This window comes from Bradyrhizobium sp. sGM-13, from assembly GCF_018398875.1.
Lineage (GTDB): Bacteria > Pseudomonadota > Alphaproteobacteria > Rhizobiales > Xanthobacteraceae > Bradyrhizobium.
Genome location: NZ_JAGWDK010000007.1, coordinates 262656 through 274466, shown reverse-complemented (window position 1 = coordinate 274466; position 11811 = coordinate 262656). Strand labels below are relative to the sequence as shown.

Below are 11811 nucleotides of genomic sequence, written 5' to 3'. Positions count from 1 at the left end.
TGGAGTCAGCCACCCAATCCGGGATCAGCCCACTGCTCGATTTGCGCCGGTCCCACGACCTGCTTCGGTTGATGCGGATTGAGCGTGCCAGCGCTGGCGGACCAGCCCTTGGCCAAAATTTGCATTGCAAACAGCTTGGCGTCGATTTCAGATTTGAAGGTGCGGGTCGAGCGAGCCGTGCTCTCCGCAGTATCGTCCGTCGTGTCCGGACCAAAAGTCACATACCAAATATCGCCCTGTTTCATGCCGACATAACGCATGTGAGGCAAAAAAGTTTCACTTCGCAGCCGCAGTTGGAAGGCGCGCGGATTGCGGCTCGTCACATCGGACAATCGTGGATACGCTGTCGTGCGGCCTGCGCCGCAAAACCCCGGGGGCTTCACACATGCAGATTTCCAACGAAGGCATTCTCGTCATTCTGTTTGTCGGCCTGGTGGCCGGCTGGCTCGCCGGCAAGATCGTGCGCGGCACCGGCTTTGGCATCATCGGCGACATTCTCGTGGGCATCGCCGGTGCGCTGCTTGCGAGCCTGCTGTTTCCCAAGCTCGGCATCCGTATCGGCACCGGCCTGGTGTCCGAGATCGTCTACTCCACTATCGGCGCCGTCATCTTGCTGCTGATCGTCCGGCTGTTGCGGACCGGCGGGCGGTTCTAGCGCGGCGCTATTTTGCGCGGCCACCGCATCTGCGATCCAACGCAGGAGGGCCGTGCCTTGATCAGCGGCGACATGCCGAGCATCACGCCAAGCTCTGTTCGGTAACCTCAAGCATCGCCGTCGGCGGACTGGACCCACGGCATTGCCCATTCCGCCCGCCCTGCCGGCGAATGGGTCGGCGTTCGCGCGCGAGCCCGATGGCGGCCGGCGGGCGGGCTGGGCGCCGGAACCGGCGTCCTGCTCGATACCAACGGCGAGATCGGCCGGGTGTCGATGTCAGTGATTCTGGTGCCGTTTCCACAGCCAACCAAGCCAGTACCCGTGGTGGGACCGGCGCCGGCGTCAAAATTAGCTGCCCCAAACCCGCCAACCTCCCTCTTTACCCCTTCATGGGGGTGAACTGGATCGGGGTTAACGTGACTTAAATAGACGGTGCTCACAAACATCGGTAAAACCTGCACGTCACCTGATCCTTTTGAAGAGACACGCATTTATGGCAGCCGCTCCCGGCGTCCGGCGTTCCGAACTTGGTGAGGCGCTGCGCGCCTGCCGCAACGCTTTTATCGGCGTCGGCGTCATGAGCTGCATGATCAATCTGCTGTATCTCACCGGCTCGATTTTCATGCTGGAGGTCTACGACCGCGTGCTGCCGAGCCGCAGCGTGCCCACCCTGGTCGGCCTCGTGATTCTCGCGGCCGGGCTATACATCGCGCAAGGTGGCCTCGATCTGATCCGCGGGCGGATTCTCGGCCGGATCGGCACCGCGCTCGATGAGGCCATCAACACGCGCGTGTTCGAGACCGTGGTGGGGCTGCCGCTGATGGTCGGCAGCCGCAACGAGGGCCTGCAGCCGCTGCGCGATCTCGACAATGTCAGGTCGTTCCTCGGCAGCATGGGGCCGGGCGCGTTCTTCGATCTGCCGTGGCTGCCGTTCTATCTCGCGATCTGCTTTCTGTTCCACTGGATGCTCGGCGTCACCGCGCTGGTCGGCGCCGTCATTCTGGTGACGCTGACGCTGATTACCGAGTTCCTGTCGCGCACACCGGCGAAGGAGGCGATGACGCTGGCCGCGCGGCGCAGCGATCTCGCCGCCACCAGCCGGCGCAACGCCGAAGTGTTGGTGGCGATGGGCATGTCCGGACGGCTGATGAAGCGCTGGAGCGAGGCCAACGAGACCTATCTGGCGGGCAATCAGCGCGCCAGCGACATCGCCGGCGGCCTCGGCGCGGTCGCCAAGGTCCTGCGCATGATGCTGCAATCGGCGGTGCTCGCGGTCGGCGCTTACCTCGTGATCCATCAGGAAGCCACCGCCGGCATCATCATCGCGGGCTCGATCTTGAGCGCGCGGGCGCTGGCACCGGTCGATCTCGCCATCGCCCACTGGAAAGGTTTTGTCGCCGCGCGCCAGAGCTGGCATCGCCTGTCAAAACTCCTGCAGCAAATGCCGCCGGCAAATGAACAGACGCTGTTGCAGGCGCCCACGAAGCGGCTCTCGGTCGAGGCGGTCAGTATCGTGCCGCCGGGCGACCAGCGCGTCATCGTGCAGGACGTCAGCTTCGCCGTCGAGGCCGGGTCCGGCGTCGGCGTCATCGGTCCGAGCGGTTCCGGCAAGTCGTCGCTGGTCCGCGCGCTGGTCGGCGTCTGGACACCCGCCCGCGGCAAGGTGCGGCTCGACGGCGCAGCGCTCGACCAATGGTCGTCAGACGTGCTCGGCCGCCATATCGGCTATCTGCCGCAGGACGTCGAATTGTTCTCCGGCACCGTGGCGCAGAACATCTGCCGCTTCGACCCCGAGGCGAAATCGGAGGCGATCATTGCCGCCGCCAAGGACGCCGGCGTGCACGATATGATCATCAAGATGCGCGAAGGCTACGATACCCAGATCGGCGAGCAGGGCACTGCGCTGTCGGCCGGGCAGGCGCAGCGCGTGGCGCTGGCGCGCGCGCTCTATGGCATCCCGTTCCTGATCGTGCTCGACGAGCCGAACTCCAATCTCGATAGCGAGGGCGACGAGGCGCTGACCCGCGCCGTGCGCGCCGCCCGCGAGCGCGGCGCCATCGTGGTCGTGGTGGCGCACCGGCCGATCGGCATCGAGGCCGTCGATCAATTGCTGGTCTTGAAAGACGGCCGCATGCAGGCGTTCGGTCCCAAGGAAACCGTGCTCGGCCAGGTGCTGCAGCGCGTCCCGCCGCCGCCGATCAAGATCGTGTCCGAAGCGGGAGCTGCGAAAAAATCATGACCGCGGACCTGAAAGGCGCGCGCCGCTCGATACGCTCGCATCTCATCGTAGGTCTGGCGCTGATGCTGGTCATTGCCGGCGGGTTCGGCGGCTGGGCCTCAACGGTGCAGATCTCGGGCGCGCTGATCGCGCCGGGTTCGGTGGTGGTCGATTCCAACGTCAAGAAGGTGCAGCACCCGACCGGCGGCGTGGTCGGCGAGGTCAGGGTGCGCGACGGCGACGTGGTCAAGGCGGGCGACGTCGTGGTGCGGCTCGACGAGACCGTGGTCAAGGCAAGCCTTGCCATCGTCGTCAAGACGCTGAACGGCCTGTGGGCGCGGGCGGCGCGGTTGGAGGCCGAGCAGCGAGGCCTCGACAAGATCAAGTTCCCGCCGCAGCTCTCCGATCGCGCCGACGACCCTGACGTCCGCGACATCATCGCGAGCGAAACCAAACTGTTCGAGGTTCGCGTGTTCGGGCGCGCCGGGCAGAAATCGCAATTGCGCGAACGCGTGGCCCAGCTCAATGAAGAAATCGCCGGCCTCACCGCGCAAGAACAGGCCAAGGAAAAGGAAATCGCGCTGGTCGAGAAAGAGCTGGTCGGCGTCCGCCAGCTCTACGAGCAGCGCCTGATCCAGATATCGCGCCTGACGATTTTGGAGCGCGATCTCGCCCGGCTGTCGGGCGAGCGTGCGCAATACATCGCCGCGCGCGCGCAGGCGCGGGGCAAGATCACCGAAACCGAACTGCAGATCATCCAGATCGACAAGGACGTGGTCAGCGAAGTCTCCAAGGATCTGCGCGAGACCAACGACAAGATCGGCGAGTTCGTCGAGCGCAAGGTCACCGCGGAGGATCAACTGCGCCGCATCGACATCCGCGCGCCGCAGGACGGCGTCGTGCTGCAGTCGACCGTGCACACCGTCGGCGGCGTCATCACCGCGGGCGACGCCATCATGATGATCGTGCCGAAAGCCGACGATCTCTCAGTCGAGGCCAAGGTCAATCCGCAGGACATCGACAAGCTGCAGATCGGCCAGAAGACGCTGCTCAGGCTCTCCGCCTTCAACCAGCGTACCACGCCGGAACTCAATGGCGTGGTGACCCGCGTCTCCGCCGACGTCACCACCGACCAGCGCACCGGTCAGAGCTACTACACCATCCGCGTCTCGATGCCGCCCGATGAAGTCGCCCGCCTCGGTGAGGTCAAGATCATTCCGGGCATGCCGGTGGAAGCCTTCGTGCAAACCGGCGATCGCACCATGTTCTCCTATCTGATGAAGCCGTTCAGCGACCAACTGATGCGCTCGTTCCGGGAACGGTGAGGCCTACGTTGAATGTCGCCACTCGGTCGTCCCTGCGAACGCAGGGACAACGTCTCATTTCGACAATTCATTTAACAGCAGATTCAACGCCGTCGTCGCAAACTCTTGCATATTGGCCTGTCGATCATTGCTCCCGGTCTCCAGCGTGAATACCGATTGCGATGGCCCCGCCACCGCCATGCAGCTATGGCCCGCGGCATCGCCGTAGCGGTTGCCGGTTGGTCCCGTTGCGCCGGTTTCCGACAATCCCCAGTCGGTCGCGAAGCGTTGGCGGACTTGGGCGGCGAGCAATTTCGCGTATGGTTCAGACGCCGAGCGGATGCCCTTCATTGCCTCGTCCGGAATATCCATCAGCAGCCGACGCGCGTCGCGGGTATAGACCACGGCGCCGCCGAGGAAATAGGCCGATGCGCCCGGCACCGACAATAGCGCCGCCGAGATCAGGCCGCCGGTGGAGGATTCCGCCACCGAAATCGTCTGTTTCCGCGCGATCAGTTGGGTCGCGATCTTTTCGGCGATCGTAACAAGCTCTTTCATTTCAACTCCTGCGCACACGCCATTGGTCCAGTCATGCCTTCCTAACACAGGAGGGTTACGCTTGCCGAGTTGCCGCGCGCGCGCCGCCCTGATTGAATGCCTCAAACAACTGCGTCCACGCGGCCATACGAGGAAACACCATGACGTCGCCGATCGCGGGTGGCGTGGACTGCGATCTGCATCCCGCCGTTCCGCATCTGACCAGCCTGTTGCCCTACATGAACGACTACTGGCGCGACCAGGTGACGACGCGCGGCATGACCGATCTGGTCTCGCAATCCTATCCCACCCATTCGCCGATCTCGTCGCGGCCGGACTGGCGGCCGGCGCAGGGCAAGCCGGGCGCCGATCTGGTCGACATGCAGAAGCAGGCGCTCGACCGGTTCGGCGTTCGTTTCGGCATCTGCAATCCGCTCTACGGCGTGCAGATGGTGTTCTCCGAGGACATGCAGGACGCGTTCTGCCGCGCGCTGAACGACTGGCTGGCCAAAGAATGGCTCGACAAGAACGATCGGCTGCGCGGCTCGATCGTGATCCCGACGCAAAGCGTCGAGAAGTCGGTCGCGGAGATCGAACGCTGTGCTGAGGATAAGCGCTTCGTCCAGGTGCTGATGCTGGTCATGGGCGACATGCCGCTCGGAAAACGCGCCTACTGGCCGATCTACGCCGCCGCCGAACGGCTGGGCTTGGCCGTCGGCATGCATGCCGGCAGCGCCTATCACAACCCGCCGACATCGATCGGTTGGGGCTCCTACCACATCGAGGATTACGTAGCCCAAGCGACCGCGTTCCAGACTCAGCTCACCAGCCTGATCGTGGAGGGCGTGTTCGCCCGCCATCCGAACCTGAAAATGGTGATGCTGGAATCAGGCTTCACCTGGTTGCCGGCCTATCTCTGGCGGCTGCACAAGTTCTGGCGCGGCATCCGGATGGAAACGCCGTGGGTGGATCGCGCGCCGCTGGAGATTGTGCGCAGCAACATCCGCTTCTCGCTGCAGCCGGTCGATGCGCCGCCGGATCCGGCAACCCTGAACCGCCTGTTTGACCATATGCAGTCGGACGAATTGCTCCTATTCTCGACCGACTATCCGCACTGGCAGTTCGATGGCGACGAGGTGCTGCCGCCGGGATTGTCGCCCGATCTGGTTCGCAGGATCATGATCGACAATCCGCTCGCGACATACGGCCGGCTGCAGGTAGTGAAGGAGACGACGCCATGAACGTCCAGCTCCGCCCAGAGTCTTCGGCTTCCGTTAGCATCAAGACCGCGATCGCCGATTGCGACATTCACCCGGCGCGCGCTACCAAGGACGAACTTTATCCTTATCTGGCGAAGCGCTGGCATTCGCATCTCGAAACCTACGGCATTCAGGCCTATCACGGCATGATGGAAGGCCCGCCCTATCCGAAGGCGCAGCCGAACGCCTCGCGGCGCGATGCCTGGCCGCCGGAAGGCGGGCCGCAGGGCTCCTCGCTGTCCTTCATGCAGAAGCAGCTTCTCGATCCCTACAATGTCGCGCTCGGCGTGCTCAATCCGCTCGCCAGCGGGCAGGGACTGCGCAACCAGGATCTGGCGGGCGCGATCTGCTCCGCGATCAACGACTGGCAGATCGAGAAATGGACCAGCAAGGACCAGCGTCTGAAGGCTTCGATCGTCGTCGCCAATGAGGACGGCCCTTCCGCTGCGGCCGAGATCCGCAAGCGCGCGGGCGATCCGAATTTTGTGCAGGTGCTGCTGCTCTCGCGCAATGTCGAGCCGCTCGGCCAGCGCCGCTACTGGCCGGTCTACGAGGCCGCGCAGGAGATCGGGCTTCCGGTCGGCGTTCACGCCTTCGGCTTCGGCGGCAATCCGCTCACCCCCTCGGGGTGGCCGAGCTTCTACATCGAGGAGATGGTCGGCCATTCGCAGTGTCAGCAGAACGCGCTGGCGAGCCTCGTGCTCGAAGGCGTGTTCGAACGCTTCCCGAAGCTGAAGATGGTGATGATCGAGGCCGGCTTCGGCTGGGCGCCGTCCCTTAGCTGGCGGCTCGACAACACATTTGAGAGGCTGCACAGCGAGGTGCCGCATCTGAAGCGAAAACCGTCGGAATATATTCGCGACCATATCTGGTGGACCACGCAGCCGATGGAAGATCCGGAGCGCCGCGATCACCTGTTCCAGACGATCGAATGGATCGGTTGGGACAAATTGCTGTTCGCGACCGATTACCCACATTGGGATTTTGATGAGCCGTCGCGCGTGTTGCCGGCCGGCGTCAGCGAAGCCAACCGGGAAGCGTTCTATTTCGGCAACGCGAAGAAGCTGTACGGAATTTCTTGATGGTTCGACACGTCATTGCCCCGGTGGACGAATTGCCGCCGGGGACACGAAAATTCCTCGACATCGACGGCCGGCCGATCGCGATTTTCAACATCAAGGGCGAGTTCTTCGGCCTGCTGAACCGCTGCCCGCATCAGGGCGCGGCCTTGTGCGAGGGCCCGTTGATTGGCCTCGCGCAATCCTCCAACCCCGGCGAGATCGAGTATACAAAACTCGGCGAAATCATCCGCTGTCCCTGGCACGGCTGGGAATTCGACATCCGCACCGGCCAGTCCTACTGCGACCCGAAACGCTTCCGCGCGCGGGCCTATCCCGTCAACGTCGAGCCGGGATCGGCCGTGATGAAGGGCCCGTATGTCGCCGAGACCATCGCGGTCTCGGTGGATAGCGATTACGTGGTGGTCGATTTGTAGCGGCCTTCATTCCGGCGCGTCGAAGGCGCGAACCTGGACGTGCAATTGTACGTCCGGAAATCCCAAGATCCTGCTCAGGCTCTTCGAAAACGTCCTGGCTCTTTGCTGATTCCATTGAGTAGATGCCAAGGCATTCAGCAACGGCCAAGGGACCACGTATCCCGGCAGAGGCTAAGGTTCAAACCGTCCTGAGCGAAGTGGCAAGGCAAGGAGCAGTGCGTTAACGGCCCATGGTTGCAATGCACAAGTCGGATGCCGCACATCGCGTCATTCGCTGCGCTGCAAGCCGGTCGACATGACGTTTCCCCGAGGCTGATCAGCGAACCGGTCGGCCGCGATCGTCTCGAGCACCTGCAATCCAAGCTCGAGTCACTGATGAGTTCCCCTCTGCGGCGGCGGTTCTTCAGCCGCGGACAATGCTCTGGTCCGCGTCTTTCTCGGAGCGTTGACCGGCCGTGGAACGGACTTTGCCTTGGCGGAATTTACCCTCGAAAGCAAGCTCAACCTGATTTCATTTGGTTTAAGCATCGGCCTCGGCGGCAAACCATCGTCAGAATGGCCGCCGCAAGAAAAAGACGGGAGGCAAGGGGCGGCACGCCGGCACGAAGCCGCAGGGAGGATGTGATGAAAAATTTGGCCGTAATTACGTATGCTGCGCTCGGCCTGTGGGCGCTCGGCTATTCGAATGTTTTGGCTCAGGCACCGAAAACATTCACGCTAAAATTCAATCACGTGCTTGGCCCGAAGGAGCCATACCACGACGGCTTCCTGAAGTGGGCCAAAGCCGTCGAGCAGCGCACCAATGGCGGTCTCAAGATCGATGTCTTCCATTCCGCGCAATTGGGGCTTGAGGAAGACATCATCGAGCAGATCAGGCAGGGAGCCAATATCGGCCAGAACACCGACGCCGCGCGTATGGGAAACTACGTTCCCGGCATCGCCGTGATGAACGGACCATATTTCGTCGAGACGCTGGAAGAAGTTGCCAAGCTGCGCAAAGCGCCGACCGTCGCAAAATGGCAGGAAGAACTTGCGACCAAGTTCGGGCTCAAGGTGGTGTCTTTCAACTGGGTGCAAGGCTATCGACATTTCTTTACCAACAAGCCGATAAAGACGCCGGATGATCTGAAGGGCCTGCGCATCCGCACGCCGCCGGCGCCAATTTGGCAAGAGTCGATACGCGCGCTTGGTGCCGTGCCGGTAGCGATGGCATTCGGCGAGATGTACCCGGGACTGCAGCAGCGGGCGATCGATGGTGTCGAGCTGGTTTACAACAACATTCCGGGTGGCCGCTTCTACGAGGTGCTTAAGGTCGCGAATGAAACAAGGCACATCATGCTGATCAACTTCGAAGTCGTCAGCGCCAAATGGTTCGACAGCCTGCCGAAGGAGTATCAGGACGCGTTGGTGGAAGAGGCCGATCGAGCCGGAGAGGAGACATCGCGTCAGATCCTGAGGCTGGAAGCCGAAGTCGAGCAGCAATTGAAGTCTCGCGGCATGACGATCAATAAGGATGCCGATCTCGCCGCTTTCCGGAAGGCCGGCGAAAAGGCGTACGAGGTCCTGAAGATCACCGACGCCAAGAACGCGGTGCATAAGGAAATCGGCAAGTAGGTTCCGCCAAATGCAGAAAATCTACCAGCGTGTATGCGCCGCCGAGGCATGGATCGCCTCCGTGTTTCTCATCGTGATGGTAATCCTTATCTTTCTTGGCGGCGTTATGCGGATGCTTGGCCATCCGATCAACTGGTCGACGGATGTTTCGACCGCCCTGTTCGCCTGGGCCTGCTTTCTGTGCGCCGATATTGCCTGGCGGAAAAATAGCATGATGGCCATCGAAGTTTTCGCCAGTCGCCTGCCGGACAAGCTCCAGACGACCCTCCGTATGGTGAACTACGCATTGATCACCGCGTTTCTGGTTTACCTACTCGTGATGGGCGCCTATTTATCGTGGATCAGTCGGGTACGCAGCTTCCAGGGCATTCCGGAAGTCAGCTACTCCTGGGTCACAATGAGCTTGCCGGTCGGCGCGGCGCTGCTGATCGTGACAACCGCGCTCAAGGTCCGCGGAGAATTCCGGGGCGAGCGCGCCGAATATCGCGCCGTCGACGTCATATAATCCGACGCGCATAGCCATGCTGATCGTAATCATTGCGTTCACAGTACTGATGCTGATCGGAATGCCAGTTGCCTTCGCGATTGGAATTGCCGGCGCGCTGTTCTTCATCCAGCATCCGGAACTGCCGGCAACAATCCCGATACAGGTAACGGTAACCGAGACGCAGAATTTCGCGCTGCTTGCGGTTCCGCTGTTTATCCTCGCCGGCAATTTTCTCAACAACTCCGGCATCACGACCAACCTGCTCAAGCTGGCCACGGTACTGACAGGAAGAATGCACGGCAGTCTGGCGCAGACCTCTATTGCACTCTCAACGCTGATGAGCGGGGTGACGGGATCCTCGATTGCGGACGCCGCCATGAATGCCCGCATCATCGGCTTGCAGATGCTCAAGCGCGGCTATGCCCGCGGCTACGCGGCCGGCGTGATTTCGTACGGTTCTCTGCTGGCGCCAATCATTCCCCCCGGGATTGGTTTCATACTGTATGGCACAGTCGGCCAGGTCTCGATCGGACGGCTGTTTGCCGCCGGTATTATTCCGGGCCTCATGCTGTGGGCAGCTCTCGCCATTGCGATCGCCATCACCGCCCGCCGCCGCGGCTACGGGCCGGAACGCGAGACGCGGGCGACCGGGCGTGAAATCCTGCTGGCGTCGTGGGGTGGCATCTGGGCAATCCTGTTTCCCATCATGCTGTTGGCGGGATTGCGCTACGGCGTCTTCACGCCATCGGAGATTGGGGCCTTCGCGGTCATCTATGCGGTGGCGGTGGGGTTCTTCGCTTACCGGATGCTGACGTTCGCGGGTTTCCGTGAAGCCATCGAGGGCGGCCTGGTCGATGTCGGGGCCGTGATGTTCCTGCTCGCGCTCTCGGCGATCTTTGGTTACGGCATCGTGTTTGAGCGAATACCCGAGGTGATTTCGGATTGGATGCTGGGTGTGACGGAAAACGCGCACGTTGTAATGGTGCTCATCGTGCTCTTCATCCTGATCGCTGGCACCTTCATGGAGGGCTCGGTGCTCATCATCATGCTGACGCCCATCTTCCTTCCGCTGGTGACGAATTACGGCATTGATCCGGTCCATTTCGGGCTCGTGTTCATTATTGCTGCGACGATCGGAAACTACACGCCGCCCGTCGGCGCCGCCATGTTCGTCGCCTGCCAGGTGCTGCGTTGTCCTATCAGCGAGTACACCCGGGACTCGACGCCGTTCTTGATCGCCGTCACCGTGGTGACCTTGATACTGATCTTTGTCCCCTCAGTGGTCTTGCTTGTCCCTGATATGATCTTCGGTGCCGATTTGCGATGAGATCGAACGGACGGCCGCTCCTGGCACATCGCGTCATTTTGCCGGGCTGCGGAATTGGTCGCTGTCGGGGAATGAACATCGATCAAGCCGCACCGATCAAGCACGATCAGCGGGTACGCGTCCTAACCCGTTTTACGGATCGCTTCCCTTGCAAACACGCTCGGCGTGCAAAGCTGGCGCTTGCGGGCGCGCCTATTGGCTTCCACATGCTTCCGCGGAGTGATAGCGTTCCGACCGAACCCGCTCATCCCGGGAATATCTTAAGGAACTGGGCGGGCCTACATTGCTTTTTCCTACCGATCTGACCTCGTTTCTCGAGCTCATCCGCCAGCACGGCGATGTGGCCTACAGCCTGATGTTTGCCTATGCGGCCTCGCATAGCCTGCTGCTTGCGCTATTTGCGGGCTACGCGGCGCACTCGGGTGCGCTGGGTCTTGGAACGCTCATCGTGGTCTGCTGGTTCGGCAGTTTCGCCGGCGACGTCATTCGCTTCTGGATCGGGCGGCGTTACGGCCTCCGCCTGCTCGATCGTTTCCCGCGGTTTGAGCGCCCCGTCCAGACCGCAGTCCGGCTGACAGAGCGCCACTATGTCTGGATGATCCTGTTTCATCGCTTCCCGCACGGTATTCGCGGGATCGCGGGGTTTGCCTACGGAATATCGCGGCTGCCCTGGTCGACCTTCCTTGCGCTCAACTTCGTTGCGGCAGGTCTTTGGTCCGGCGCCGTTGTCTCGGCCGGCTATGCCTTCGGTCAGTTCTCGGAGAAGTCGATCAACAATGCCTCTTCGGGCCTGGGTATCGTGATGTTGGTCGCGTTTCTCGGCCTGTCATGGTTGCTCAGCAGGAAGCTCGATCAGATCGCAGAGCGGTACTGAAGCAATGCGCTCGCCTGTACTGATGTCGATGGGGCACGCAT

The 11811-nt window shown here is 62.0% G+C and carries 13 protein-coding genes; 11 read left to right on the top strand and 2 right to left on the bottom strand.

The genetic code is table 11. From position 1 onward, the window contains the following. Positions 1-5: 5 nt before the first annotated feature. Complete coding sequence (locus KJQ96_RS13520; RefSeq protein WP_213287072.1) at positions 6-332, bottom strand: hypothetical protein; 327 nt, start codon at positions 330-332, stop codon at positions 6-8. Between the two features lie 53 nt (positions 333-385). Here KJQ96_RS13520 and KJQ96_RS13515 point away from each other — a divergent pair, with 53 nt between their 5' ends. The 3 genes from KJQ96_RS13515 to KJQ96_RS13505 all read left to right on the top strand — a co-directional run bounded on the left by KJQ96_RS13515 (position 386) and on the right by KJQ96_RS13505 (position 4198). Continuing rightward, a complete protein-coding gene (locus KJQ96_RS13515; protein WP_213248718.1) occupies positions 386-655 on the top strand; it encodes a GlsB/YeaQ/YmgE family stress response membrane protein in 270 nt (89 codons plus the stop codon). Positions 656-1148: 493 nt separating this feature from the next. Continuing rightward, complete coding sequence (locus KJQ96_RS13510) at positions 1149-2894, top strand: type I secretion system permease/ATPase (RefSeq protein WP_213287071.1); 1746 nt, start codon at positions 1149-1151, stop codon at positions 2892-2894. Next, the gene (locus KJQ96_RS13505) at positions 2891-4198 is read left to right on the top strand and encodes an HlyD family type I secretion periplasmic adaptor subunit (RefSeq protein WP_213287070.1); all 1308 of its coding nucleotides are present in this window, start codon (positions 2891-2893) and stop codon (positions 4196-4198) included. Before KJQ96_RS13510 ends, KJQ96_RS13505 begins: the two co-directional genes overlap by 4 nt. 54 nt (positions 4199-4252) lie before the next feature. Here KJQ96_RS13505 and KJQ96_RS13500 read toward each other — a convergent pair whose 3' ends face one another. After that, complete coding sequence (locus tag KJQ96_RS13500; protein WP_213287069.1) at positions 4253-4735, bottom strand: CinA family protein; 483 nt, start codon at positions 4733-4735, stop codon at positions 4253-4255. A gap of 140 nt (positions 4736-4875) precedes the next feature. On the opposite strand from KJQ96_RS13500, the gene KJQ96_RS13495 reads away from it, so the two are divergent. The 8 genes from KJQ96_RS13495 (at position 4876) to KJQ96_RS13460 (ending at position 11770) form a co-directional block, all read left to right on the top strand. Beyond that, on the top strand, positions 4876-5955 hold the full coding sequence (locus tag KJQ96_RS13495) for an amidohydrolase family protein (protein ID WP_213287068.1): 1080 nt from the start codon (positions 4876-4878) through the stop codon (positions 5953-5955). Then, positions 5952-7055, top strand: a complete 1104-nt coding sequence (locus tag KJQ96_RS13490) for an amidohydrolase family protein (RefSeq protein WP_213287067.1) — start codon at positions 5952-5954, stop codon at positions 7053-7055. The genes KJQ96_RS13495 and KJQ96_RS13490 overlap by 4 nt, the downstream gene beginning before the upstream one ends. Next, complete coding sequence (locus KJQ96_RS13485; RefSeq protein ID WP_213287066.1) at positions 7055-7468, top strand: Rieske (2Fe-2S) protein; 414 nt, start codon at positions 7055-7057, stop codon at positions 7466-7468. The genes KJQ96_RS13490 and KJQ96_RS13485 overlap by 1 nt, the downstream gene beginning before the upstream one ends. Positions 7469-7940: 472 nt before the next feature. Then, positions 7941-8093, top strand: coding sequence for a hypothetical protein (locus KJQ96_RS13480; RefSeq protein WP_213287065.1), 153 nt, complete (start codon positions 7941-7943; stop codon positions 8091-8093). Further along, positions 8093-9082, top strand: coding sequence for a C4-dicarboxylate TRAP transporter substrate-binding protein (locus tag KJQ96_RS13475; protein WP_213287064.1), 990 nt, complete (start codon positions 8093-8095; stop codon positions 9080-9082). Before KJQ96_RS13480 ends, KJQ96_RS13475 begins: the two co-directional genes overlap by 1 nt. A 10-nt stretch (positions 9083-9092) precedes the next feature. After that, positions 9093-9587, top strand: coding sequence for a TRAP transporter small permease (locus tag KJQ96_RS13470; protein ID WP_213287063.1), 495 nt, complete (start codon positions 9093-9095; stop codon positions 9585-9587). Between the two features lie 16 nt (positions 9588-9603). Further along, the gene (locus KJQ96_RS13465; protein ID WP_213287062.1) at positions 9604-10896 is read left to right on the top strand and encodes a TRAP transporter large permease; all 1293 of its coding nucleotides are present in this window, start codon (positions 9604-9606) and stop codon (positions 10894-10896) included. Positions 10897-11179: 283 nt separating this feature from the next. Then, the gene (locus KJQ96_RS13460) at positions 11180-11770 is read left to right on the top strand and encodes a DedA family protein (RefSeq protein WP_213287061.1); all 591 of its coding nucleotides are present in this window, start codon (positions 11180-11182) and stop codon (positions 11768-11770) included. The last annotated feature ends 41 nt before the right edge of the window (positions 11771-11811 follow it).